This is a genomic window from Nocardia sp. NBC_01499 (assembly GCF_045040275.1).
In the GTDB taxonomy this organism is placed as follows: domain Bacteria; phylum Actinomycetota; class Actinomycetes; order Mycobacteriales; family Mycobacteriaceae; genus Nocardia.
Genome location: NZ_CP109426.1, coordinates 9,412,888 through 9,436,076 on the forward strand (window position 1 = coordinate 9,412,888; position 23,189 = coordinate 9,436,076).

General features: G+C 65.7%; 22 protein-coding genes. 8 read left to right on the forward strand and 14 right to left on the reverse strand.

Features of this window, described 5'->3' with window-relative positions:
* Positions 1-39: 39 nt before the first annotated feature.
* Positions 40-1,026 (forward strand): ABC transporter ATP-binding protein, encoded by a 987-nt coding sequence (locus OG203_RS42800; RefSeq protein ID WP_405162900.1) that lies wholly within the window; start codon positions 40-42, stop codon positions 1,024-1,026.
* A gap of 35 nt (positions 1,027-1,061) precedes the next feature.
* Here the strand turns inward: OG203_RS42800 and OG203_RS42805 are convergent, their stop codons facing one another.
* Positions 1,062-1,931 carry an NAD(P)-dependent oxidoreductase gene (locus OG203_RS42805; protein WP_405162901.1) on the reverse strand — a complete coding sequence of 290 codons (870 nt, stop codon included), beginning with the start codon at positions 1,929-1,931 and terminating at the stop codon, positions 1,062-1,064.
* A gap of 49 nt (positions 1,932-1,980) precedes the next feature.
* Between OG203_RS42805 and OG203_RS42810 the strand changes: the two genes are divergently transcribed.
* From OG203_RS42810 to OG203_RS42820, 3 genes are all read left to right on the forward strand, one after another.
* The gene (locus OG203_RS42810; RefSeq protein ID WP_405162902.1) at positions 1,981-2,388 is read left to right on the forward strand and encodes a MerR family transcriptional regulator; all 408 of its coding nucleotides are present in this window, start codon (positions 1,981-1,983) and stop codon (positions 2,386-2,388) included.
* Between the two features lie 461 nt (positions 2,389-2,849).
* Complete coding sequence (locus tag OG203_RS42815) at positions 2,850-4,313, forward strand: alpha/beta fold hydrolase (RefSeq protein ID WP_405162903.1); 1,464 nt, start codon at positions 2,850-2,852, stop codon at positions 4,311-4,313.
* A gap of 155 nt (positions 4,314-4,468) precedes the next feature.
* Positions 4,469-5,734, forward strand: a complete 1,266-nt coding sequence (locus tag OG203_RS42820; RefSeq protein WP_405162397.1) for an IS256 family transposase — start codon at positions 4,469-4,471, stop codon at positions 5,732-5,734.
* A 60-nt stretch (positions 5,735-5,794) separates the two neighbouring features.
* On the opposite strand, the gene OG203_RS42825 is transcribed toward OG203_RS42820, so the two are convergent.
* From OG203_RS42825 to OG203_RS42885, 13 genes are all read right to left on the reverse strand, one after another.
* Positions 5,795-7,372 carry a carboxylesterase/lipase family protein gene (locus tag OG203_RS42825; RefSeq protein ID WP_405162904.1) on the reverse strand — a complete coding sequence of 526 codons (1,578 nt, stop codon included), beginning with the start codon at positions 7,370-7,372 and terminating at the stop codon, positions 5,795-5,797.
* A 5-nt stretch (positions 7,373-7,377) separates the two neighbouring features.
* On the reverse strand, positions 7,378-7,788 hold the full coding sequence (locus OG203_RS42830; protein WP_405162905.1) for a RidA family protein: 411 nt from the start codon (positions 7,786-7,788) through the stop codon (positions 7,378-7,380).
* Entirely contained in the window at positions 7,785-9,422 is a 1,638-nt protein-coding gene (locus OG203_RS42835; protein WP_405162906.1) for an AMP-binding protein, read from the reverse strand. Before OG203_RS42835 ends, OG203_RS42830 begins: the two co-directional genes overlap by 4 nt.
* A 35-nt stretch (positions 9,423-9,457) precedes the next feature.
* Complete coding sequence (locus tag OG203_RS42840) at positions 9,458-10,627, reverse strand: acyl-CoA dehydrogenase family protein (RefSeq protein ID WP_405162907.1); 1,170 nt, start codon at positions 10,625-10,627, stop codon at positions 9,458-9,460.
* A 2-nt stretch (positions 10,628-10,629) separates the two neighbouring features.
* The gene (locus tag OG203_RS42845; protein WP_405162908.1) at positions 10,630-11,481 is read right to left on the reverse strand and encodes an enoyl-CoA hydratase family protein; all 852 of its coding nucleotides are present in this window, start codon (positions 11,479-11,481) and stop codon (positions 10,630-10,632) included.
* Complete coding sequence (locus OG203_RS42850) at positions 11,481-12,020, reverse strand: MarR family winged helix-turn-helix transcriptional regulator (RefSeq protein WP_405162909.1); 540 nt, start codon at positions 12,018-12,020, stop codon at positions 11,481-11,483. The genes OG203_RS42845 and OG203_RS42850 overlap by 1 nt, the downstream gene beginning before the upstream one ends.
* Position 12,021: 1 nt before the next feature.
* The gene (locus OG203_RS42855; RefSeq protein WP_405162910.1) at positions 12,022-12,804 is read right to left on the reverse strand and encodes an SDR family NAD(P)-dependent oxidoreductase; all 783 of its coding nucleotides are present in this window, start codon (positions 12,802-12,804) and stop codon (positions 12,022-12,024) included.
* Between the two features lie 5 nt (positions 12,805-12,809).
* The gene (locus tag OG203_RS42860) at positions 12,810-15,152 is read right to left on the reverse strand and encodes a bifunctional salicylyl-CoA 5-hydroxylase/oxidoreductase (RefSeq protein ID WP_405162911.1); all 2,343 of its coding nucleotides are present in this window, start codon (positions 15,150-15,152) and stop codon (positions 12,810-12,812) included.
* A gap of 106 nt (positions 15,153-15,258) precedes the next feature.
* Positions 15,259-16,071, reverse strand: a complete 813-nt coding sequence (locus OG203_RS42865; RefSeq protein WP_405162912.1) for a siderophore-interacting protein — start codon at positions 16,069-16,071, stop codon at positions 15,259-15,261.
* 12 nt (positions 16,072-16,083) lie between these two features.
* Positions 16,084-17,100 (reverse strand): ABC transporter substrate-binding protein, encoded by a 1,017-nt coding sequence (locus OG203_RS42870; protein ID WP_405162913.1) that lies wholly within the window; start codon positions 17,098-17,100, stop codon positions 16,084-16,086.
* 134 nt (positions 17,101-17,234) lie between these two features.
* Entirely contained in the window at positions 17,235-18,737 is a 1,503-nt protein-coding gene (locus OG203_RS42875) for a dolichyl-phosphate-mannose--protein mannosyltransferase (RefSeq protein WP_405168180.1), read from the reverse strand.
* An 89-nt stretch (positions 18,738-18,826) separates the two neighbouring features.
* On the reverse strand, positions 18,827-19,042 hold the full coding sequence (locus tag OG203_RS42880; RefSeq protein ID WP_405162914.1) for a hypothetical protein: 216 nt from the start codon (positions 19,040-19,042) through the stop codon (positions 18,827-18,829).
* A 586-nt stretch (positions 19,043-19,628) separates the two neighbouring features.
* A complete protein-coding gene (locus OG203_RS42885; protein ID WP_405162915.1) occupies positions 19,629-20,114 on the reverse strand; it encodes a carboxymuconolactone decarboxylase family protein in 486 nt (161 codons plus the stop codon).
* A gap of 169 nt (positions 20,115-20,283) precedes the next feature.
* On the opposite strand from OG203_RS42885, the gene OG203_RS42890 reads away from it, so the two are divergent.
* The 4 genes from OG203_RS42890 (at position 20,284) to OG203_RS42905 (ending at position 23,168) form a co-directional block, all read left to right on the forward strand.
* Complete coding sequence (locus tag OG203_RS42890) at positions 20,284-21,213, forward strand: RNA polymerase sigma-70 factor (protein WP_405162916.1); 930 nt, start codon at positions 20,284-20,286, stop codon at positions 21,211-21,213.
* A gap of 70 nt (positions 21,214-21,283) precedes the next feature.
* Positions 21,284-21,727 carry an SRPBCC domain-containing protein gene (locus tag OG203_RS42895; RefSeq protein ID WP_405162917.1) on the forward strand — a complete coding sequence of 148 codons (444 nt, stop codon included), beginning with the start codon at positions 21,284-21,286 and terminating at the stop codon, positions 21,725-21,727.
* Between the two features lie 140 nt (positions 21,728-21,867).
* Positions 21,868-22,668 (forward strand): DUF6585 family protein, encoded by an 801-nt coding sequence (locus OG203_RS42900; RefSeq protein ID WP_405162918.1) that lies wholly within the window; start codon positions 21,868-21,870, stop codon positions 22,666-22,668.
* 203 nt (positions 22,669-22,871) lie between these two features.
* Positions 22,872-23,168, forward strand: a complete 297-nt coding sequence (locus OG203_RS42905) for a WXG100 family type VII secretion target (protein WP_405162919.1) — start codon at positions 22,872-22,874, stop codon at positions 23,166-23,168.
* The last annotated feature ends 21 nt before the right edge of the window (positions 23,169-23,189 follow it).

Sequence of the window (23,189 nt, forward strand, 5' to 3'; positions counted from 1 at the left end):
CGCCGGTGGGTTCTCGTCGGGAATCTATGGAGGTCGAACATGGGCGTCGCGGTCAGGGCTGAAGGCTGTACCAAATCGTTTGGCTCGCAGCGGATTTGGCAAGACGTTTCGCTTTCTTTGCCATACGGTGAGGTAAGTGCGCTACTCGGCCCGTCGGGGACCGGTAAGTCCGTATTTCTGAAGTCGCTGATCGGGCTGCTTCGTCCGGAACGGGGCTCGATCTTTATCGGCGACACCGATATCACCACCTGCTCCAACAAGCAGCTCTACGAGATCCGCAAACTTTTCGGCGTGCTGTTCCAGGACGGTGCGCTGTTCGGTTCCATGACCCTGTACGACAACGTCGCCTTCCCGCTGCGCGAGCACACGAAAAAGTCCGAGTCGCAGATCAAACAAATCGTCATGGAAAAGCTGGAGATGACCGGTCTGCTCGGCGACGAGGGCAAGCTGCCCGGCGAGATCTCCGGTGGTATGCGCAAGCGCGCCGGCCTGGCCCGCGCCCTGGTACTCGACCCGCAGATCATCCTCGTCGACGAACCCGACTCCGGCCTCGACCCGGTCCGCACCTCCTATCTGAGCCAACTGCTGATCGACATCAACGCCCAGATCGACGCCACCATCCTGATCGTCACCCACAACATCAACCTCGCCCGCACCGTCCCCGACAACATCGGCATGCTTTTCCGCCGCCAACTGGTCATGTTCGGCCCGCGCGAGGTCCTGCTCACCTCCGATGAGCCCGTCGTCAAACAATTCCTCAACGGCCGCATGCAAGGCCCGATCGGCATGTCCGAAGAAAAGGACGAAGCCCAAATGGCCCGCGAGCAAGCGATGTTCGACGCGGGCCACCATCACGGCGGCGCCGAAGAAGTCGAAGGCATCGCTCCCCAAATGCAGGCCACTCCCGGCATGCCCGTCCGCCAAGCGGTCCTGCGCCGCAAAGACCGAGTCCGCGAAATCATGCACACCCTGCCCCACCCTGCCCAGGTGGCGATCCGCGACTCCCTCGACCGCAACGACGATTGACCGCGGCCGAGTTCACCAAAAACCTTGCGGCCCAACTATGCGGGCTTGCTGAATTCCTCGATCAGCACGGGGTACTGCTCCTTGCCGTGTCCGGCGGCGATCGAGCGGTCGGCCATTGCCTTGATCAATTTCGGCAGTTCGGCGTTGACGCCCACCGCCTCGCTCGCCTCGATCAGGTGTGCCATCGCTCGGGCGTCGGTTTCCAGGGCCGATACCTCGGCGGGGAAGGAGCCGCTGTCGATCTGCTCGGCGTATCCGGGCAGCCATTCGGCCACGCCGGTCGCGATCTGCTTGGCGAACGTCGCGTAGGTCGCGGCATAGACACCGGCCGTCCTGAGCAGGGCGGTGCCCTGGAGCCAGGCGTTCAGGACACTCCACATCATGGCCAGGCCAGCCACGTCGTACAGGGACGCCAGCCCGTGATCCGCGCCGAGGTAGGTGGCGGTGCCGAGCGCGTCGAGTGTCGACTTGTGTGTCTCGAAATCCGACTCCGGTCCGCTGTACAGAATCACCGCATCGGCCGTCCCGATCGCCTGCGGGATGGCCATGATCGCGCCATCCAAGTAGCGGGCGCCACGCTGCTCGGCCCAGCGGGCGGCTGCCCTGGCCTGGGCGGAGTCGCCTGAGGTGAGGTTGATCAAAGTCGTGCCGTTCGGCTCGGTATCGCCGGTGAGCAGTGCGTGCATGGCCTGGTAGTCGGTGAGGCAGAGGATCGTCAGGGGGCTTGCCGCGAGCGCGTCGCCGACCGTTGGCGCGAGCCGCGCACCTTCGGCTACCAACTGGTCGGCCTTGGCGGTGGTGCGGTTCCACACGGTTATCGGGTGTCCGGCCTTCAGGAACGCGCCGGCGAGTGCCTGGCCCATCAGCCCGAGTCCGATGACTGTCACGGATGTTTCGTTGCTCATGGCAGCATCATCAACGTTGATACCGGTGTGAAGGTCAAGTGAGGTTTCGATGTTGATCGGGGAATTGAGCAGTCGGACGGGCGTCAATGCCCATCAGTTGCGCTACTACGAGGCCCAGGGGTTGCTGGCGGCGGAGCGTGGCGCGAATGGTTACCGCGAGTACGACGAGACCGCCGACCTGCGGGTTAAGCAGATTCGGCATCTGCTCGGCGCCGGGCTTTCCTCCGAGGATATTGCTTACCTGTTGCCGTGTGCCGTAGGGGAGGCTCCGGAGCTGCCAGGGTGTCCCGAATTGCTGGCCGCGATGCGGGCCAGGCTGCGGCGATTGAACGATCAGCTGGACCGGCTCGCGCAATCCCGTGACGCGCTCGCCGACTACATCGACGCGGCCGAGCGAACGGGCAGCGAGAGTTATCCACCGTTTGACGGCGCTGACCAGTTGCCTGTCTCCGCCTGAGCGGCCGGGCGCGAGCATTACCGACGGATGCCGTCGACGTAGTGCCGCGGCGTCGCTGACAGAGTGCACAAAAGTTCGGCATTCGAATCTCGTGTTCGTCAAGGGAATGGCGGCGATCCTGTGTAGTTTGCTATTTGATAGCTCGGGTGGCCTTCATTCGGTTGAGACCAGGGGAGTCGATCATGGCAATCAGGAACTTCGCTGCGACCGCACGTCGGCGACTCGTTGCGCGGCAACGGGCGGATTATCCGCGGCCACCAAGCGGCACAGGGCCATTGGCGATATTGGTTGCGGCGCTCACCACGGTCGCGATCTTTGCTCCCGCCTGTAGCAAATCGGAGCCGGAAGCTCGGCCGGGTGATAAGGCGACAGTGCAGGAGCGTCCGGCATCGAATGTGCAGTGGGCGGCATGCGAGGGTGAACAGCTCGCTGGCCTCGAATGCGCGATGGTAAAGGTGCCGATGGATTACCGCGATCCCGGTCTCGGACAGATCGATATCGCGATGAGCAGGGCTGCCGCCAAAGATCCACAACGGCGCCTCGGCGTGCTGTTCACCAATCCCGGCGGACCGGGCGGCGCGGGATTGGCGATGCCATCTGGATATGCCGAACAACCGATCGGGCAGGTGTACGACATCATCGGCATCGACGTTCGCGGAGTAGGTAAGTCGACGAACCTGGCCGCCTGCGCGCCCATCGACGAAACCCGGTTTCCGATTTCCTCCCAGTCGCGCCCCACCGACAATGACCTCATCCAGCTCGTCGAGCAGGCCAAAGCCAAGGAAGCGGCGTGCGCGCAAACCGGTGGCGAGTTCCGTCGTTACGTGACAACGATGAATACCGCGCGCGATATGGACAACATTCGCGGCCAACTCGGCGAATCCGTCATCAACTATCTCGGGGTCTCCTACGGCACCTGGCTCGGCGCTGTCTACGGGGAGATGTTCCCCGACCATCTGAACCGCAATGTGCTCGACTCATCGCTGGACCCGCGCGTCAGCTGGCGCGACGGTGACGTGAACAACGTCGCGGCGACCAAGAAGAACTTCGAGGACTGGGCCGCGTGGACGGCCGAGCGCGACGCGGTGTTCCATCTCGGCGCGAAGCCGGAAGCGGTACGCGCGTCCATCGACACCATCGCCGCGGCGATCACCCAACGCCCGGTCGGCGGTTTCGGCAATCGAGACGAATTCGACGGAGCCGTAGGCGAATTCACCCGCTACCGCAAGTCCTGGGCCTCCTTCGCCAAGAGCATGCACTACGTGCTTGACGAGGTGCACGGCGCACCCGCGCGACCCGACGTGAACGCCAGCAACAATCACGCCGCCCAAACGGCCGACGCCCTGGACGACAACGCGATCACCGAACGCGACGGCGACGACAAGGGCATGTCGGACGCGGTAAACGCTGCCGTACTGTGCGATTGGGACTGGCCGACCGACATGGAGGTCTACTTCCGCGACATGCGCTCGGCCCGCGACACCTTCCCCTACGGCAACACCGTCGGCCAAGTCAGCCCGAACGCCTGCTCCTTCCACACCAGCAGGGTCGAGCCGTTGATCAAGGTCGGCGCCCCGAAATACCCACGGGGACTGGTGGTTCAATCCGACGGCGACACCCAGACCTCCTTCGTCGACGGCCAAGCCATGGCCAAAACCCTCGATAGTGTCCTCATCGTCGTCCACAACGACGGCGCCCACGGCCTCTACGCCGCCACTCCGCCGAACGCCTGCGTCAACGACGCCGTCAACACCTACCTACTCGACGCCGAACTCCCCACGGCCACAGTCGAATGCGCCACCGCCGACCCACCCCTAGCCGTCCCCGCCCAACCCAACCCGGAAAACCCCGACCCCGAAGCAGCAATCCCGCTCCTGGGCGAGTCGGCCGACCAGCTCAAAACCGAAGTAGAAGCCAGCCCCTAGCCCATCGTCGAACGGGACATGGTGGCGGCTCCACTCGACCTTTGCCGCCACCATGTCCCGTTCGACGGGCTGGCGGCGGGAGTGTCGGGATAACGGCGGATCTTGATCTCGGTCCGATTGGCCGAACCTGATGGTTCGGCAGGAAGGACCGACGAATGTCGGAGACACTCGATGCCGTGACCAACGATGCGGTGGACACCAAGAAGCTGGCCCAGCAGCTGCTCGCTCAGGCCAAGGAACAAGGAATCGATCTGGTCGGGCCGGGCGGGCTGCTCAACCAACTGACCAAGACCGTGCTCGAAACCGCGCTGGAAGCGGAGATGACCGAGCACGTCGGCTATGAGAAGCACGACCCGGCTGGGCGTGGAAGTGGCAACTCCCGCAACGGAACTCGATCCAAGACCGTGGTCACCGAGATCGGTCCGGTCGACATCGATGTCCCGCGCGATACGAGTTCCTCGTTCGAACCCAAGATCGTCCGCAAGCGTCAGCGGCGACTGTCGGGGGTGGACGAGATCGTGTTGTCGTTGACCGCGAAAGGACTGACGACCGGCGAGATCTCGGCGCATTTCGCCGAGATCTATGGAACCTCGGTGTCGAAGGACACGATCTCGACGATCACCGACAAGGTTGTCGCGGAGATGGTCGATTGGTGCAACCGGCCCCTGGATCGCGTCTATCCGGTCCTGTTCATCGATGCCATCCACGTCAAGATCAGAGATGGTCAGGTGGCCAACCGCCCGATCTATGTGGTCATCGGCGTCACCACCGCCGGGGAACGCGACATCTTGGGTTTGTGGGCCGGCGAGGGCGGTGAAGGCGCCAAATTCTGGCTGCAAGTGCTCACAGAGCTCAAGAACCGCGGCGTCGCCGACGTCTGCATCGCCGTCTGTGACGGACTCAAGGGGCTGCCCGAGGCGATCAACACCGTCTGGGAACGCACGATCGTGCAAACCTGCGTAATCCACTTGCTGCGCAACAGTTTCCGCTACGCGGGCCGTCAGCACTGGGCCGAGATGAGCCGCGACCTCAAACCGGTCTACACCGCGGCGACCGAGGCCGCGGCCCGCGAACGGTTCGGCGAGTTCACCACGAAATGGGGTGGCCGCTACCCGGCGATCGTCAAACTCTGGAACAACGCCTGGACCGAGTTCACACCGTTCCTCGACTACGACGTCGAGATCCGGCGAATCATCTGCTCCACCAACGCGATTGAATCATTGAACGCCCGCTACCGGCGCGCGATCCGCGCCCGCGGGCACTTCCCCAGCGAGCAATCGGCGTTGAAATGCCTGTATCTGGTGACCCGTTCCCTGGACCCCACCGGTCATGGCCGGGCACGATGGGCGATGCGGTGGAAACCGGCCCTCAACGCTTTCGCCATCACCTTCGAAGGCCGGATCCACCCGACCGGGAACTAACCCACACCGAGACCGGATCCACCGTTAAACCGAAACTCCCCTGGCGGCTCGAGTAGGCGATCAGGGGCCGGAGAGTTCTTGCCAGATTTGGCGGGAGGCGGCTAAAGGGTTGGCGGTGACGGTGGGGTCGGTGTTCCAGATTCGGGTGAGGGAGTGGGTGGGGGTGAATTCGGGCCAGCCGGGGTCGCCGGTGGTGGCGAAGGAGATCCAGGAGGAGCGGAGTTGTTCGGAGAGGCGCAGCAGGCTTTCCGGGGGGCGGGGGCCGCCGAGGACGAAGGTGGCCAGGGGACTGCCGGTGTTGCCGAGGGTGGCGGGAATGTCGGCGACGTGGCAGGCGCCGAGGATGCCGCCGAGAGCTGGACTGGCCCAGGTGAAGTCGTAGACGTGGCTGCGGCCGCCCGCGGCGGTGTGTGCCTCGGCGAGCCAGATCGCTGGCATCCGGAACATGGCGTCGGAGTACATCACGACGTAGAGCTGGGCGTCGGTCGAGCCGGGGTAGGCGGCACGATAGGCGTCGGGTGCCGAGGGCGGAAGTCCGAGATGGGCTGCGGTAGTGGCTAAATCGACGGTATGCAGCTGGCTGGGGCGCCGAGTTCGCGGCAGTCCGTGTCGGCGCAGACCGCGGGCGGTCATCCGCGCGAAGGTCGGCAGTCCCTTGATCATCGTCGACGCGCTGGGTTGGAGCAGGCCGCGACTCAGCGCGAACAGGGTGAACTCGTCGTGGGTCGAGCCGGTGATCAGGTCGATATCGCGGGCGACTCCCGAACTCATTGTGAGCCAAGGCTTGTCGACCACGGTGACGCCGTCGATGACGGGGGTGAAGGCGGTGATCGCCTCCGGTGTGGTCCACGCGCCGGGGTCGGCCTCCATCGCGGCGAGCGGCTCGTCCTGCACGGACAGCAAGGCGAGCGGTGTCTGCGTCGCGAGCTCGGCAGGCCTGACACCTAGTGCGGCAGCGATGATTTCGGCGATTCGTTGAGCCTCCCGCTCGGGGAGCAGGCGCGCCGCGGGACTCTGCACGATGGCGCGCCGGAACAGTCCGCGTGCGGCGGGCGCGGTGAGCAGGGCGGCGATGGAAAGTCCGCCGCCGGATTCGCCGAAGAGGGTCACGTTGTCCGGGTCGCCCCCGAACGCGGCGATATTGTCGTGCACCCAGCGCAGCGCCGCGGTCTGGTCGAGGAAGCCGCGATTGGCGGGTGCGCCGGGGACGTAACCGAAACCCTCGAAGCCGACTCGATAGTTGAACGTCACCAGGACGACACCGCCGCGAGCGAGTATCGCGCCATCGTGCGCCGGATCGCTGGACGATCCCGCCTTCCACCCGCCGCCGTGGATCCACACCATGACGGGCAACCGATCGCCGGAACCGCCTGGAGTCCACACGTTCACGCTCAGACAGTCGAGGCCATCGGCGGGCCGCCACAACGGTGGGGTGCCGGGTGTCAACGGCAATTGCGGTGGGGCGGAACTGAAGTGGAGTGCCGGTCGGATGCCGTCCCAACTGGCAGCCGGGACGGGCGCCTGCATGCGGAGCGGCCCGTCCGGTGCGGCTGCGTACGGGATGCCTTTGAAGACGAAAAGCTCACCGTCGCTGCGACCTTCGACGGCACCCGCCGTGGTCGTGACAACAACTCCCATGGGACTCACTCCTGCGCTCGCGGCGGGTCCGGGATCACGGCGGTGACCTCGATCTCGACCTTGGCGTCTTTCTCGACCAGACGGCTCACCTCGACGGCGGTCATCGCCGCGCCGAAGTCGCCGATGATCTCGCGGAAGGCAACCCCGATCTCCCGATACGCGCGCACATAGGCGTCGACATCGGTGACATACCAGGTCATTCGCACGATGTGCGCGGGTTCGGCGCCTGCTTCGGCGAGCACCGCGACGATATTGCGCAGCGTCTGGCGCACCTGATCGGCGATGTCGTCGGAGTGGAACACGCCATCGGCGTCCCACCCGATCATGCCAGCCACGAACACCAATTCCCCGCGCGCGGCAATGCCATTCGCGTACCCGCGCGGACGCGGCCACCCAGGCGGCTGCAGCACCCTCATGCCGTCGCCGCCGAATCACCGTGCACCGCACCGAATTCACGCAACCGGAAGCGCTGCAGCTTGCCGGTCGGCGTGCGCGGCAGTGCGTCGACGAAGGCGATGGCCCTCGGGTACTTGTACGGAGCCACTGTCTGTTTCACGAAATCCTGCAATTCCTCGACCATCCCGTCCCGTTCCTCGATCTCCGCGCGCAGCACCACATACGCCTTGACGATCTGACCGCGATCCTCGTCGGGCACGCCGACCACGGCGCAGTCGGCGACCGCGAAATGCCCGGCGAGGGCGTCCTCGACCTCGGGTGCGGCGATGTTGTAGCCGGACGACACGATCATGTCGTCGGAGCGGGCCTGATAATGGAAGTAGCCGTCGACGTCCATCGAGTAGGCGTCGCCGGTGTAGTTCCAGCCGTCGCGCACATAGACGGTCTGGCGCTCATCGGCGAGGTATCGGCAGCCCGTCGGACCGCGCACCGCGAGCAGCCCGATCTCACCGGGGCCCACCGTATTTCCGTCCGCGTCGACGACGCGCGCCTCGTATCCGGGTACCGCGCGGCCCGTCGCGCCGGGCCTGGCGTGCAGTTCGTCGGCGGAGATGAAGATGTGCAGCATCTCGGTGGCGCCGATGCCGTCGATCAACTCGAGGCCGGTTGCTTCCCGCCATCGGGTGCGTGTACTCGGTGGCAAAGATTCGCCCGCAGAGACGCATTTGCGCAGTGAGGTGCCGCGTAGGTCGTGGCGGGCAAGGATTCGGTACGAGGTCGGCGCGGTGAAAAGGACTGTCGCACCGAACCTCTCGATCGCATCGAGCAGCATCGGCGGGCCAGCCTGCTCCAGCAGCACCGTCGAGGCCCCGACCGACATGGGAAACAGCAGCAAACCACCGAGGCCGAACGTGAAGGCCAGCGGCGGACTGCCGATGAACACGTCATCGGGTTCCGGCCGCAGGATGTGCTGCGGGAAACAATGACAGATCGCCATGACATCGCGATGGAAGTGCACTGTCGCCTTCGGCACACCGGTGGTGCCGGAGGTGAAGGCGATGAGGCAGACATCGTCGGCGGCGGTGGCCACGGTGTCGAATCGTCCGTCGTGGCGGGCCATCAATGCCTCGAGACCGTCGTCGGACGCGCTGTGGAAGTAGCGCACCTGACCCAGCGTGGGACAGGCCGCTGCCACCGCATCGATTCGCGCGGCGAGCGCGGAATCGCAGAGCGCGTGGGTGATTCGCGCTTTGTCGACGATCTGGGTGAGCTCTTTGACCCGCAGCAGCGGCATGGCGGTGACGGCGATACCACCGGCCTTCATCACCGCGAACCAGCACGCCGCGAGCATGGGATTGTTCGGGGCGTCCAGCAGTACCCGATTGCCCGGCACGAGCCCCATATCGTGCACCAGCACCGCGGCGATGCGGTTGGCCTGTGCGTGCAGGTCGGCATAGGTCCACCGGGGCCCGCCGGGCGCCTGCACGCACAGTCGGTCGCCGTTGCCGTCGGACAGCTGACGGTCGAGTAGTGCACTCGCGCAATTGAGTTGGTCCGGGAACCGCAGCTCGGGTGCGTCGAACACAAGGTCGGGCCACTGATCGATCGGGGGCAGGTTGTCGCGGGCGAAGGTGTCGATGTGCGCGCTTGTCATGGCCGAACCTTGTGGGGGAGAAGGAAAATCGTGGATCAGGACGCCGCGGTGGCGCCGCGCAGTACCTCGCGGGCGATGATCAATTGCTGCACTTCGGTGGCGCCCTCATAGATGCGCAGCGCCCGGACATCGCGATAGAGCCGCTCGACCGGCTGGTCGTGGACAACGCCGAGCGCGCCCCACATCTGTACGGCGGCATCGATAACCCGTTGGGCGCCTTCGGTTGCCGCCATCTTGGCCATCGCGGCCTCGCGGGTGACGGATCGCCCTTGATCGCGCTGCCAGGCCGCGCGATAGGTGAGCAGCGCGGTCGAGTCGATCGTGGTGGCCATCTGTGCGAGTTCGGCCCGCGTCAACTGCAGGTCGGCGAGCACCCCGCCGAACATGCGCCGCGAGGTCGCCCTGGTGAGCGCCTCGGCCATGGCGCGCCGGGCGAAACCGACGGCGGCCGCCGCTACCGACGTGCGGAAGACATCGAGGGTGCGCATCGCGATCGCGAATCCCGAACCCGCGGCACCGAGTCGCCGCGTGGCAGGCACCCGGCAGCCGTCGAAACGCAGTCGGGCGAGTGGGTGCGGGGCGATCACGTCGATGCGTTCGGCGATGTGCAGGCCTGGGGTGTCCGCGTCGACGATGAAGGCCGAGATGCCCCGTGCGCCTTCGGCTTCCCCGGTGCGGGCGAAGACCACGTAGAAGTCGGCGATGCCGCCGTTGGAGATCCACGTCTTCGCGCCGTCGATGACGAACCCGTCGCCGTCGGCGCGTGCGGCGCAGGACAGCGCGGCGGCATCGGAGCCCGCGTCGGCTTCCGACAGCGCGAACGCGGCGATCGCGGTACCGGCGGCCACTCGCGGCAGATAGTGTCGCTTCTGCTCGTCGGTGCCCACCAGGCTGATCGCTCCCGAGCCGAGACCTTGCATGGCGAACGCGAAGTCGGCGAGCGCGTCATGCTCGGCGAGGATTTCGCGGGCGAGACAAATTGCGCGCGTGTCGATCTGGTCGCGGCAACCACCGAACTCGGTCCCCGCGACGGCGTATCGCAGCCAGCCCGCGTCGCCGAGGGTGCGGACCAGTCGACGGCAGCGGTCGTCGATGTCGGTGCCGGTGTCGTCGACCAGGTTGCCGACGGCCCAGTCATGCAGTGTGGCGGCCAGCTTCCGATGCTCGTCCTCGAAAAACGGCCAGTCCCAGTGCTCTTCGGACATGACTAGTTCCCTTCGAACTTCGGCCGCTGCTTGTCGCGGAACGCGTGATACGCGCGTTTGAAGTCCTCGGTGAGCATGCACAGGGCTTGGGCCTGCGCTTCGGCCTCGATGGCCTGGTCCACCGTCATCGACCACTCCTGGTGCAGCATGGTTTTGGTGATGCCCTGCGCGAAGGTCGGTCCGTCGGCCAGCCGGCGCGCGAGCTGCCCTGCGGCGTCGAGCAGCTGCTCCGGTTCGGCCAGCTGGTTGAAGAACCCCCACGCGAACGCCTCGTCACCGGTCATCGCCCGTCCGGTGTACAGCAATTCGGACGCGCGTCCCTGCCCGATGATGCGTGGCAGGATCGCGCAGGCGCCCATATCGCACCCGGCGAGCCCGACCCGGGTGAACAGGAATGCCGTTGTGCTGCGGGCGGTTCCGATGCGCAGATCGGACGCCATCGCGAGAATCGCGCCCGCCCCGGCGCACACACCGTCGACGGCGGCCACGATCGGCTGCGGACAGGCCCGCATCGCCTTGACCAGATCGCCGGTCATCCGGGTGAACATCAGCAGCTCCGGTGCGGGCAGCGCGATCAGCGGGCCGATGATGTCGTGCACGTCGCCACCCGAGCAGAAGTTCTCCCCTGCGCCGTGCAGCACGATCACCGCGACATCATCGGCATAGGCCAAGCGGCGGAACAGATCTCGTAACTCGGCATAAGAGTCGAAGGTCAGCGGGTTCTTGCGCTCCGGGCGGTCGAGCATGATCGTGCCGACACCCTCGTGAACCTGCCACTGGAAATGCGTGCTCGTGTAGTCGGTGAGTGTCGTGCGATTGGCCTCGCGCAGTGCGGGGTCGAGGTGTTGGGTCATCAGGGTTCCTGGTGGTTCGATGAGGCATTGGTATCGGCGAGGTCGGCTGTCGCGGCGAGGTGGACGCGGAGCCTGCCGAGCAGATCGAACAGCGCCTGCTCGTCGCCGCGGCCGAAACCGGCGAACATCTCGGTCAGCCAGCGTTCGTGTTCGGCGGCCATCTCCTCGAATCGCTTGCGCCCGAGGTCGGTCAGCCGGACCAGCGTCGCGCGTTTGTCGACCGGGTCGGGTATTCGATCGACCCAGCCCTCGGCCACCAGCTGATCGGTCAAGCCGGTGACATTGCCGCCGGTCACCATCAGATAGCGGGACAGCGCGCTCATCCGAAGACCGTCATGATGCCGATCGAGTTGGGCCAGATAGTCGAAACGGGGGAGCGTGGTGGCGAACCGCACGCGCAGGCGGGTGCGGATCTCCTGCTCGATCTCGTTGGTAGTGGCCAACAATCGCAGCCACAGCCGCACGTCCAGGTGATCGCCGGAGATCGTGCGGGCCTCCATGCCGATGCGTTCGTCGCCGAGTTCGTGCCGGGTGCTCACCTCACATCACCTCCCCGCCGCTGACCGAAATCGACTGGCCGGTCAGCGAAGCCGCCGCGTCCGAGCAGAGCCAGGCGACGGTGGCGGCGATCTCGTCCGGTTCGACCAGTCGTCCCTGCGGGTTGTGCCGGGTGAAGGCCGCTCGCGCGTCCTCGAAGGTGCGGCCGGTCGTCTCGATCACGTGGGTCACGCTCTCCTGCAACAGGTCTGTGTCGGTGAAGCCGGGGCAGATCGCGTTCACGGTGATGGGCGTCGTCGAGAGTTCCAGTGCCAGAGCACGAGTCAGGCCGATCACGCCGTGTTTGGCCGCCGCGTAGGCGGTGACGTAGGGGTAGCCGCGCAGGCCCGCGGTGCTGGCGATGTTGATCACCCGGCCGCGCCCGGCCGCGAGCATGTCGGTGACCGCGCTTCTCGTGCACAAGAACGTGCCGGTGAGGTTGACCGCGAGCATGCGCTGCCACAGTTCATCGGTGGTGCGCCGCAGCGGTGCGCTTGCCGCCTGCCCGGCGTTGTTGACCAGGATGTCGACCGCGCCGTGCAGCAGGCGAGCATCGGCGAACGCGGCGGCGACCGCCGCCGGATCGGTGACGTCGCAGGCGATGGCGTGCGCCTGCGCCGACTTCGGCAGCTGGGCAACGGTTTCGGTGGCGCGGGCGAAGTCGCGCGCAAGCACGGTGAGGCGTGCGCCGTTGTGCGCCAGCCTGTTCGCGATGGCGGCGCCGATGCCGCGTGATCCGCCGGTCACGAGGGCGTGCCGATCGGCGAGACTGTCGTCTGCTGACATGCCGGTCAGCCTTTCCCGGCCGCCGCGGCGGCCTGCTGGCGTTGGATGTTCGCTTCGAATTGCCGTTTGGCGGCCCGATATTGCTTGGGCCAGGTGAGTTCGGTGTAGCCGATCTTGGCCGCCTCAGTGAGGGTCCAGGCCGGGTTGGCCAGGTGCGGGCGGGCGATGGCACACAGGTCGGCCCGGCCGGCGGCGATGATGCTGTTCACGTGATCGGCCTCGGAGATCGCGCCGACGGCGATCGTGGCGATCCCCGCCTCCTGGCGCACCCGGTCGGCGAAGGGGGTCTGCCACATGCGCCCGAAGGTCGGTTGTTCCTGCTTGGTCACCTGGCCCGAGGAGCAGTCGATCAGATCGGCGCCCGCCTGCTTGAACCGCTTCGCGATCTCGACCGCGTCGGCCGGGGTGATGCCGCCCTCGAACCAGTCATGTGCCGAAATCCGCACCGACATAGGCAGTTCCGCGGGCCACACCGCGCGTACCGCAGCGAACACCTCCAGTGGATAGCGCAGCCGATTCGCCAACGAACCACCGTAGGCGTCGGTGCGTTGGTTGGTCAGCGGGGAGATGAAGCTGGACAGCAGATAGCCGTGCGCGCAATGCAATTCGAGCCAATCGAAGCCCGCCTCGGCGGATCGGCGGGCGGCGTCGGCGAACTGGGTGGTCACCTCGTCCATGTCGGCACGGGTCATCTCGCGTGACCACTGGCTCACCCCATCGAGGTACTGCTGTGGCGACGCCGAGAGCAACGGCCAGTTCGGTTCATCATCGTCGGCGGTGAGCGGCTGGTCGGTGCCGTCCCACATGCGCCGGGTGGAACCCTTGGCGCCTGAATGTCCGAGCTGCATACCGATTTTCGCGTCGGTGTTGTCGTGCACCCAGTCGGCGATGCGCTGCCACGCCCGCCGCTGCTCGTCGGTGTACAGGCCTGGACAGCCGGGCGTGATCCGGCCCGTCGCACTAACGCAGGTCATTTCGGCGAACACCAGCCCGGCGCCGCCCTGCGCGCGGGCGCCGAGGTGCACCAGATGGAAGTCGCCTGGTATGCCGTCGACGGCCGAGTACTGGGCCATCGGTGAGACGATCACCCGATTCTTCAGCGTCACCGAACGAGCCGTGTACGGCGTGAACATCGGTGGGACGGAAGGCTCTTCGGCGGTTCTGGACACACCGGCCCGCGCGTCGAACCAGCGCTCGTAATCCTCCAGCCAGCCTTTGTCGCGCAGGCGCAGATTCTCGTGGCTGATGCGCTGGCTGCGGGTGAGCATCGAGTACATGAACTGCTCGGGTTCCAGTTGGTCGCAATAACGTTCGCCGCACACCTCGAACCACTCCATGGCGTTCCAGGCCGCGTTCTGCAGCCGCAGCGCGTCGATCGACCGGACCTGCTGGTAGTTAGTGAGCACGTCGGGCAGGTCCGCGGGCGTGTCACCGTGCTCGCCGAGCTGACGCACCAGCTCGATGGCATCTTCCAGAGCCAGTTTGGTGCCCGAACCGATGGCGAAGTGCGCGGTGTGCACGGCATCGCCCATCAGTACGACGTGGCTGTTGCCGTTGTGCAGCCACCACTGCTCGCATTTGACCCGCTGGAAGTTCTGCCAGCCGGACCCTGGCAGATGACGGGAGTTCGTCATCAGCTTCTCGCCTTGCAGATTGTCGGCGAACACGCGCTCGCAGAAGGCCACCGACTCGTCCGGCCTGGCCTTGTCGAGACCGTGCGCCCGCCAGACGTGTTCCGGCGCTTCGACGATGAAGGTGCTGGTGTTCTCGTCGAACTTGTAGATGTGCGCCTGCAGCCAACCGTGTTCGGTCTCGACGAAGTCGAAAGTGAAAGCGTCGTACAGCTTCTCGGTGCCGAGCCAGATGTAGCGGTTCGGGCGCGTCACGAGGTCGGGCACGAAGACTTCCCGGTGCCTGCCGCGAATCTTGGACGAGATGCCGTCGGCGGCGACGATCAGGTCCGCATCGGGAAAGTCGCTGTCGGAGTTGACGTCTCGATCGAACTCCAGCGTGACCCCCACCTCTTCGCACCGCGCCTGCAGGATGTTCAACAGCTTCTTGCGGCCGATGCCGACGAAACCGTGTCCGCCAGAGCGCAAGACCCGCCCCTTGAACCGCAGCTCGATATCGTCCCAATGATTGAATGCCGACTCGATCCGGTCCGCGGTGACCCGATCCCACGCCCGCATCGTCTCCATCGTGGCATCGGAGAAGACCACGCCCCACCCGAAGGTGTCGTAGGGACGGTTGCGTTCGACCACGGTGACCTCGTGATCGGCGTTGAGCTGCTTCATGAGCAACCCGAAGTACAGTCCGGCGGGCCCGCCGCCGATGCACACGACCTTCATGCGTTCTCCTCGAGAGTCGCGGTAGAAAGTACTTTACATCTAAAGCTTTAGATATAAAGCACTTTCGGCGAACTGCCCGCTGCTCGAGGAGCTATGGCGAGCCGCGTCACTCGTTGCGGAGGTCGTCTTCCGAGGCGCCGAGGCGCCAGTAGCCGCGGAAGGTGATGTCGGCCTTGGGGATACGGCGTTCGGTGACCAGGTGGCGGCGTAGGGCGCGGACGACGCCGGATTCGCCCGCTATCCAGGCGTAGGGGCGGTGGTGCGGCAGGGCGGCGGCTTGGACGGCGTGCAGGATCTGGCCGCGGTCGCGTTCGTCGTGCACCAGCCAGGTGATTTCGGCGTCGGCCTTGGTGTGCAGTTGCCGGCGGTCGGCCTTGTGCGGGACCTCGATCCAGACCTTGGCGACGGTTCCGGCGGGTAGCGATTCGAGGATGCTGGTGGCCGCGGGCAGTGCCGTTTCGTCGGCGGCGATCAGCACGCATCCGGCGTCGCCGGGCGGGCGGAAGGCTACGCTGCGGTTATCGCCGTCGGCAGGGCCGAGAATGGTGACCCGGTCTTCCGGTTTCGCCTGTGCCGCCCAGCGTGAGGCAGGTCCGCCGTCGGCATGCGGGACGAAATCTATGTCCAGCTCGGCGGTTTCGGGCCGATGCTCGCGCGCGGTGTAGGCACGCATCACCGCGCGGACGGCGGGATCGGCGGCGCGCCATTCGGTGAACCAGTTGTCACCGGCGTCGATCGGTATCCAGGGCTTCGATTGGCCAGGCTGGGGGAGAAACAGCGACAGGCTCTGATCGCGTCCGCCACTGGCGAAGCCCGCCAATGGCGTACCGCCGAAGACGATTCGGAGCTGGGACGGGCTGAGCAGCTCGGTTCGCAGGACCGGCACGTTCTCGAAGAAGCGAAAAGGCTGGGCGCGCATGGGGATTCCTCCTCAGATGACTTTGGTGCAGCGCAGAATGTCGGCGGCCAGATCCTCGAGCAGCGGCGCGGTCCCGGCGTGGGAGAAGCGGTATATCGGCTGCCAACCGCCGATCTGGTTGCCGCGCACCGCAGGTAGGCCGCGCCACACCGGGTTGGCGGCGAGCGCTTCCGGCGACAGGCCGGTGGATCTGCGGTCGAGCAGGATCAGATCGGCCGGATACTTATCGGTGTTCTCCCAGCTCAGTTGCTCGAAGAAGTCGTCGGCGCCGAGGTGGTCCGGCTTCACCATGTCCACCCCCAACTCGGTGAAATAGCTGAGGTCGGCGGACATTTTCGGATCGGAGACGTAGAAGATGCCCGGCGCGGCGGAGGCGGCCATGACGCGCAATCCAGGGCGTTGCGCGACCGCGTCACGGACCGCCTGTGTCGCGGCATCGAATCGCGCCTTGGCCTGGATTACCTTGGGCGCGTTGAGATCCGCGCCTAGCGCGCGAGCGAGCTCGGTGTAGCGTGCGATGGTCTCCGGCAGCGTCCGGCGCGCTACCCGCACCGCCGCCACATTCGGATTGATCGCCAGAATCTTCGCCTTGCTCTCGTCCGGGATGTACCAGAGCCGGTCACGCACATACATATCGGTGACCAGCAGGTCGGGTTCGAGCTCCGCGTACTTCTCGACATTGAACTCGCCCCAGTTGTTACCGAGTATGGTCACCTTGCTGAGGTCGAGACCGCCGGTCAGCGGTGCCAGTTCGTCTGCCGCCGTGCGTGTTTCGCCGAAGACGCCGACGATGCGATCCCGTAGGCCGACGTCCGCGAGCATCGCGGCCGCGCCGACAAACGCAACGATCCGGGACGGTGCTTCCTTTGTTCGGACAGTACTGTCCCGGTCGTCGGTGAATGACCATCCGCCCGGGCCCGTGTACGGCCCGTCCGGAGACCGGTCGCCGCACGCCGTGACCGCGGCGCCGAGCCCGACCGCGCAGGCGGTGGTGAGCAGGCGGCGGCGGGAGATATGGATTGTGTCCATAGCGGCCATTAGAGCGACTGTACGCAATTTAGGCAAGCCTTGCCTACATGAAGTTGATCACGCACAGGTCGGGGGTGCTCGGCGCAATCGCCCAATGGTGTTGCTGTGGAAGGTAGTTGGGCGTAGCGAACGGCTCAGCGCCAACTCGGCAGCCAGAGATGCTGCTCCCAAGTCGACGGCGTGATCGGCATTGCCGTCAGGATCGGGTAGTTCCAGATGAAGTTCGCCACGACCACCCCCAGATACAGGCAGACCACCAGCAGCCCGGTCTCGCGGCGCTCACTGGACTCGGTCGCACGCCCGAGGATCTGACCGAGCGCCAGCGCAAGCAGCATGACCAGAAACGGTGCCATCGCGGTGGCGTAGAAGTAGTACATCTGCCGGTCGAGCACGGCGAACCAGGGCAGCCACCCCGCCGCGTAGCCGGTGAGCACGGCCAGGCATCGCCAGTCGCGTCGCGTGACCGACTGCCATAGCGCCCACCCCACCGCGGGCAGGGCCAGCCACCAGATCGCGGGGGTGCCGAGCAGCATGATCGCTCGCACACACCTCGATCGCCCGCATCCGGTGGGTTCGGAAAAGTGATACAACATCGGCCGCAACCCCATCGGCCACGTCCACGGCTTGGACTCCCACGGGTGGTGGAAACCCGCGGAATTGGTCAGGTGGGTGTGCACGTCCAGCACCGCGTGCTGCTGAAACCACAGCGACCGCAACGCCACGGACACGAACGAGAGGAACCCGCCATCGCCGCCCTGCGCCCCGACGGCGTAACGGTCCACCCCGGTTTCGCTGCCGAACCACCCCGCATAGGACGCGAGATACACCCCGACGGCCACGACGATCAGCGCGAACACCGCCGGTGCCGCATCGCGGACGATCGTGCCCACGAACGGGCGCGCCACGCCGTAACGCCGTCGCGCGGCGGCATCGAACCCCAGGCTCAGGACGACGAAGAACACCACGAAGTAAGCGCCCGACCACTTTGTGGCACAAGCCGATCCGAGCAGTACACCGGCGCCGAACCGCCACCATCGCACGCCGAGGCGTGGTCCGAACGGAGTCAGCGCGATCCGCTCAGCGGCATGTGCCATCCGCGCCCTGACTTCGTCGCGGTCCACGATCAGACAGCCGAACGCCGCGGTGACCAGCATCGTCAGGAAGATATCGAGCATGCCGATCCGCGAGGAGACCAAGGTGACGCCGTCGGCGATCATCAGGATTCCCGCGATGGCGCCGACCATAGTCGACCGAGCCAACCGCCGGACTATCCGAATCACCAGCAGTACCAGCAGCGTTCCGGCCACCGCCGCCGAGAACCGCCAGCCTAGTGGGCCGTAACCGAAGAGGACTTCGCCGATCGCGATCAGCAGCTTTCCGGCCGGTGGGTGCACCACGACCACATACCCGGGATTGTCCTCGATGCCCATCCCGTTGGTCAGCATCTCCCGGGCCTGCACCGCGTAGTACTTCTCGTCGAAGACCGGCGTCCCCTCATCGGTCGCCGAGCCAAGACGCACGAACCGCGTGACCGCCGCGATCAGCGTCAGCACGATCGTGACCCACCAGCCGCGTGCGGTATCACCCAACCCGGGCTCGGTCCGCATCACCGACGGGTCCGCCACCGCCCGAGCCATCCATCGTTCCACCCCGACCATGGCCCGACCCTACGCAGACGTCCGTTCCGCCAACTGAACCCGGGGTGAAATCCCAAGCGTTGCAACGGTTAGTTGCATGTCAGTAACTCGGGATCGATGTGCCCGGCACGCACAGCGATGCGCCCGAGCACCATATTGGCGTCGTGGATGGCGTTGCCGTAATTCCAATTCCCTTGGTATTGCGGCGTCCGCGCCATCAGCTTCAGCGCATATGCCCGAGTAACTATCCGTGGCCCTAGCGACCGGACGGCATTGTGCTGCTTTGTCTTCGGTGGTTCTGTCATATCGGCCTACCTGATCGAATTGCGGCCCGCCCGTCCGGACCGCTCGGCTCACCGATAGCTTTACGTATCCCCTCGCCCACCCCCATCATTTTTCGATCATTCCGCGACGAATGATCGAAAAATGATGCGTAGCGCGTAACGGCCCGAGCACAGTCTCGATGGAATCGAACAGCGTGCAGGGTTGATATCTCGGGAGACCGCAATGGTAGTGCTGTTCTACATAATTCCCGGACTGATGATCGCCGGGATTCTCTTCGCGGCGTACGCGACGATCCAGCGCTCGGCCCAGCTCCAGCGCGCGTGGGACAGTGGGTTGACCGCGCAGGGTCGTTGTCTGCGGATGTTCACCACGACGAGCGGCGGCAGCGGAGACTCGAGGGCGTCCTCGACCCTGCACCACGTCTACGAGTTCACGGCCCGCGATGGCCGCGTGATTCGGTTCGAGGAGACCGGCGGCCCGGCGACGAGGATCGAGGGCGACTCGGTGACCGTGTATTACACCGAGGGCGACGATGCGCACGCCACCGCCCGTGCGCCCGACCATGCGGGCAACAAGGCGGGCACGACTCTTTGGCCGGGCCACCATTCAGTTCACCAGGCTGTCGAACATGCCGGGCTGGTACGAACCTCCCTTCTGGTGCACGATCACCGCCATCCGGTTGGACGCGTTGATCATGGCGACCAGGGCGACCAGCGCCGCGATCTGGTCGTCGTCGTAGTGCTCGCGTACCAGCGCCCAGGTCGCGTCGGATACGCCCTGGTGCGCGTCGGCGAGCCGGGTGCCCTCCTCGGCGAGTGCCAGCGCGGCCTGCTCGGCCTCGGTGAACACGGTGGACTCGCGCCAGGCGGCGACCAGGTGGAGCCGGAGCGCGCTCTCACCGGCGGCCGCGGCGTCCTTGGTGTGGAAGTCGATGCACCAACCGCAGCCGTTGATCTGGCTGGCGCGCAACGACACCAGCTCCTGGGTGGCCTTCGGCAGCGACGACTGCCCGATCACCAGGCTCGCGTTGGCGAACCGCTTGCCGAACTTGGCGCCGATCTCGTTGGTGAACAGGTCTAAACGGGGTTCCATGGCTTCGTCCTCACTCGTGGTGTTGCATTGAACGACCATGAGATGCCGACGGCCCGTTCCGTGTGACAGGGGTTGCCGCGTGACGTGTGCCACAGGCGAGTGGTGTCACAAAACCGCGGGGCGCGGTGTCTGGTGGGGACATAGTCGAGAGCTAGGACAGGAGCCACCCATGGCAGGCACGTCGGAGACCGCGCACGAAGATCGCGGTCCGAGCAGCAGCCCGGACCCCGCGACCGCCGCGTTCGTCGCCCACCGCAACCTGCTGTTCACCGTCGCCTACGAGATGCTCGGTTCGGCCGCCGACGCCGAGGACGTGCTGCAGGAGACCTGGTTGCGGTGGGCGGGTGTCGATCTCGACATGGTCCGGGATCAGCGGGCCTACCTGGTCCGGATCACCACCCGCCAGGCGCTCATCCGGTTGCGCACGCTCGGTCGGCGCAAGGAGTCCTATGTCGGTTCCTGGCTGCCCGAGCCGCTGCTCACCGCGCCCGACGTGGCCGAGGATGTCGAGTTGGCCGACAGCGTGTCGATGGCGATGCTGCTGGTGCTTGAGACGCTCGCGCCGACCGAGCGTGCGGTGTTCGTGCTGCGCGAAGTGTTCGATCTGTCGTATGACGAGATCGCCGAAGCGGTCGACAAGACCCCGGCCGCGGTGCGTCAGATCGTGCATCGGGCGCGGGCGCATGTCACCGCGCGCCGACCGCGCGGCGTGGTTTCCCCGGCCGAGACTCGCGACGCGCTAGCGGCATTCCAGCGGGCGGTCGAAACCGGTGAGATGCAAAACCTGCTCGACATCCTCGCGCCGGACGTCGTGTTCCTCGGCGACGGTGGCGGAATCAAGCAGGCTGTGCCGCGGCCTGTCGTTGGCTCCGACACCGTGGCTCGCCTGCTTGCCGTCGGATTCGACAGAATCCGTGCCGAGATGTCGGTCGAGCCTGTCCAGGTCAATGGTGCCCCGGCGTTGGTCCTCCGACTCGACGGCGAGGTCGACACGGTCATGGCGCTTCGCATCGACGACGGCCTCATCACCGGCCTCTACGCCGTGCGCAACCCCGAGAAGCTTTCGCACATGCAACGCGAAACCGCCTTGCGTCGCTGAGTTCGAGGGTAATGGCGATTCGTCGTGTAATGCTGGGCGGCATGGTTGGATTCGTAACGGCGGTGCGCCGATGATCTCTGATTCCGAGTTGGATCCCGCCGCGGTCGAGATCGGCAGCTTCTTCCCGCAGTCGCCGGACACCGTGTGGCGCGCGCTGACGGAGCCGGAGCTGATCGAGCGCTGGTTGATGGGATCAGTCGGGTTCGCCGCGTCGGTCGGAACGCATTTCATCTTCGTGGTGCCGACGCAGCCGACCGCGGAGATCGCCTGCGAAGTGTTGACGGCCCGGCCACCTGAACAGTTGACCTATACCTGGGTCGATCTGCGGGCTGAACGTCCTGCGCGCTGGGTTGTCGACTGGACGATTCAGCCGCAGGGGCACGGCACGCGACTTCTGTTGACGCAATCGGGGTTTGATATCGATAACCGTCGGCAGAAGATGGCTCGTAATGCGTTGGAGCGTGGTTGGAAGGCTGTTCTGCCTCGGTTCGGCGAGGTGCTTGACGGGGTCTGACCGGGAGTCGTGCAGATTCCGTCGCGGACTGGCGGTGTTCACTGAATCTGGCTCGACCATCGGTAGCTTTGCACGCCGGGTGTATAGGTTCCGTCAAGGACGTTGGCCGGGGTTTGGGAATCGGGGCATAGTCAGCCGTCGTGACGGATCCTGCTCGTGATGTCGATCTTCGCGCTGATATCGGTCGTGTCGCGGCGCGGGCGGATCTGGGGTCGCACCGAAGAACCTACGCGGCAGCGCAACCCGATATCCGACGGTATGTCATCGAGAGCGTCGCCACGCTGGCGGCTGCCCTGGTGACGGTGTTCGGTTTCGTGAGCGGTGTGCCGGTGCTGGCCATCGTCGGGGTGACGGGCATGCTGATGATCGGTGGTCGGCTGCTGTGGGATCTGTTGTGGCTGGCCTATATACAAGGCCGGAACCGCCGGGCGCGGCTGGATTTGTATGAGCGTGGCCTCGTTGTGATTGTGGGAGGCGCGGCTCGGTGCGTCCGGTACGACACGACCACCTTGCGGCGCAGTATCGTTGAGCATGCGAATGCTCCTGCGCCGGAGCAGGTCTCGCATGCCTACACCCTTGTCGATACGCTCGGTGAGCCGATTGTGTTGCGGCAGGGGATCGAACATCCGGAAGAGTGGGGTCCGGAGATCGATCGGGCGATCACCGAGGCGCAGTTGCCCCGGGCGGCCAGGGTGCTCGAGGCGGGTGGGTGTCTCGACTTCGAGCACTTCTGGATGACTCGGGCGGAGATCGGGGCGGGGGAGCGGTCGCAATCGTGGTCTCAGGTGACTGATATCGCGATCGGTAGCGGGTGGGTCAGCGTCGGAGTGGCGGGACAGTCCGCGCCGCTGGAATCGCTTCCGGTGAGCTTGATTCCGAACTTCACGATCTTTCGCACGTTGGCGGAGCGGATGCGAGCGGAGCATGCGCGCTCGTTGTAGCGGGCGTGTCAAAGAAGCGTCAAAGTCGCCCGGCTCGGTTGTCATTGTTGTCAGCGTCGCGACCGGCGGTGAGCTGAGGGTCTGTTGAGAAGCATTGCACCGCAGTGCATGTCAGGGATTCGTCAAATCGGTGCCGCAGATCTTTCCGGCGCCGTCCACCGCTGACATCGTCGGAATCCTGATCGTTGGTGAAAGGGATTGGTGTGGCGTCGAAGGTCGGGGTGACCCCGGAGCAATTGCGCAGTGCGGCAGGGAAAATGGGGATGCTGCGGGATCGGATGAACGACATTCTCAGCACCCTGGAGACCTCGCTGGTGAGCAAGGGCGCGGCCTGGGGCGGCGACGGATACGGCAGCTCCTTCGCCGACGGCCCGCAGGGCTATGTTGCGGCACACAAGAACCTCACCGAAGGCATGAGCAATACGGCCAAGACCCTCGACTCATATGCCGACGGGCAGTACGAGGCCGCCGAGCTGCTGGCTCGAATGGACCGGCGGTAGCACGACTTCCGCTGACAACGC

Bases quoted from the DNA above. Each gene is read 5' to 3' on its own strand.
- OG203_RS42800 (WP_405162900.1), top strand. From the start codon at position 40: ATGGGCGTCGCGGTCAGGGCTGAAGGCTGTACCAAATCGTTTGGCTCG.
- OG203_RS42805 (WP_405162901.1), bottom strand. From the start codon at position 1,931: ATGAGCAACGAAACATCCGTGACAGTCATCGGACTCGGGCTGATGGGC.
- OG203_RS42810 (WP_405162902.1), top strand. From the start codon at position 1,981: ATGTTGATCGGGGAATTGAGCAGTCGGACGGGCGTCAATGCCCATCAG.
- OG203_RS42815 (WP_405162903.1), top strand. From the start codon at position 2,850: ATGGATTACCGCGATCCCGGTCTCGGACAGATCGATATCGCGATGAGC.
- OG203_RS42820 (WP_405162397.1), top strand. From the start codon at position 4,469: ATGTCGGAGACACTCGATGCCGTGACCAACGATGCGGTGGACACCAAG.
- OG203_RS42825 (WP_405162904.1), bottom strand. From the start codon at position 7,372: ATGGGAGTTGTTGTCACGACCACGGCGGGTGCCGTCGAAGGTCGCAGC.
- OG203_RS42830 (WP_405162905.1), bottom strand. From the start codon at position 7,788: ATGAGGGTGCTGCAGCCGCCTGGGTGGCCGCGTCCGCGCGGGTACGCG.
- OG203_RS42835 (WP_405162906.1), bottom strand. From the start codon at position 9,422: ATGACAAGCGCGCACATCGACACCTTCGCCCGCGACAACCTGCCCCCG.
- OG203_RS42840 (WP_405162907.1), bottom strand. From the start codon at position 10,627: ATGTCCGAAGAGCACTGGGACTGGCCGTTTTTCGAGGACGAGCATCGG.
- OG203_RS42845 (WP_405162908.1), bottom strand. From the start codon at position 11,481: ATGACCCAACACCTCGACCCCGCACTGCGCGAGGCCAATCGCACGACA.
- OG203_RS42855 (WP_405162910.1), bottom strand. From the start codon at position 12,804: ATGTCAGCAGACGACAGTCTCGCCGATCGGCACGCCCTCGTGACCGGC.
- OG203_RS42860 (WP_405162911.1), bottom strand. From the start codon at position 15,152: ATGAAGGTCGTGTGCATCGGCGGCGGGCCCGCCGGACTGTACTTCGGG.
- OG203_RS42865 (WP_405162912.1), bottom strand. From the start codon at position 16,071: ATGCGCGCCCAGCCTTTTCGCTTCTTCGAGAACGTGCCGGTCCTGCGA.
- OG203_RS42870 (WP_405162913.1), bottom strand. From the start codon at position 17,100: ATGGACACAATCCATATCTCCCGCCGCCGCCTGCTCACCACCGCCTGC.
- OG203_RS42875 (WP_405168180.1), bottom strand. From the start codon at position 18,737: ATGGCTCGGGCGGTGGCGGACCCGTCGGTGATGCGGACCGAGCCCGGG.
- OG203_RS42880 (WP_405162914.1), bottom strand. From the start codon at position 19,042: ATGACAGAACCACCGAAGACAAAGCAGCACAATGCCGTCCGGTCGCTA.
- OG203_RS42885 (WP_405162915.1), bottom strand. From the start codon at position 20,114: ATGGAACCCCGTTTAGACCTGTTCACCAACGAGATCGGCGCCAAGTTC.
- OG203_RS42890 (WP_405162916.1), top strand. From the start codon at position 20,284: ATGGCAGGCACGTCGGAGACCGCGCACGAAGATCGCGGTCCGAGCAGC.
- OG203_RS42895 (WP_405162917.1), top strand. From the start codon at position 21,284: ATGATCTCTGATTCCGAGTTGGATCCCGCCGCGGTCGAGATCGGCAGC.